1 pseudogene is annotated in these 501 nt (G+C 58.1%); it reads left to right on the forward strand.

What is annotated here, in order from left to right:
• Window positions 1–501, forward strand: a pseudogene (locus Q1A01_RS23690) (hypothetical protein); the annotation flags it as partial.

A 501-nucleotide genomic window follows, 5' to 3' on the forward strand; every position in this document is an offset into this window, starting at 1 on the left:
CCACAAGGACCAGCAGGTGCAGATGGCGCTGACGGAGCAATTGGACCACAAGGACCAGCAGGTGCGGATGGAGCTGACGGAGCTGACGGAGCAGTTGGGCCACAAGGACCAGCAGGTAACGATGGAGCAACAGGACCACAAGGTCCTCAAGGAAATACAGGTCCACAAGGACCCGCAGGTAACGATGGCGCTGACGGAGCAGTTGGACCACAAGGACCAACAGGTGCTGACGGAGCAGTTGGACCACAAGGACCAGCAGGTGCAGATGGAACTGACGGAGCAGTTGGACCTCAAGGGCCAGCAGGTAACGATGGAGCAACAGGACCACAAGGTCCTCAAGGAAATACAGGTCCACAAGGACCCGCAGGTGCTGACGGAGTTGACGGAGCAGTTGGACCACAAGGACCAGCAGGTGCAGATGGTGCTGACGGAGCAGTTGGACCGCAAGGACCAGCAGGTAACGATGGAGCAACAGGACCACAAGGTCCTCAAGGAAATACA

The sequence above is a fragment of the uncultured Dokdonia sp. genome (genome assembly GCF_947492815.1).
Classification (GTDB): Bacteria; Bacteroidota; Bacteroidia; order Flavobacteriales; family Flavobacteriaceae; genus Dokdonia.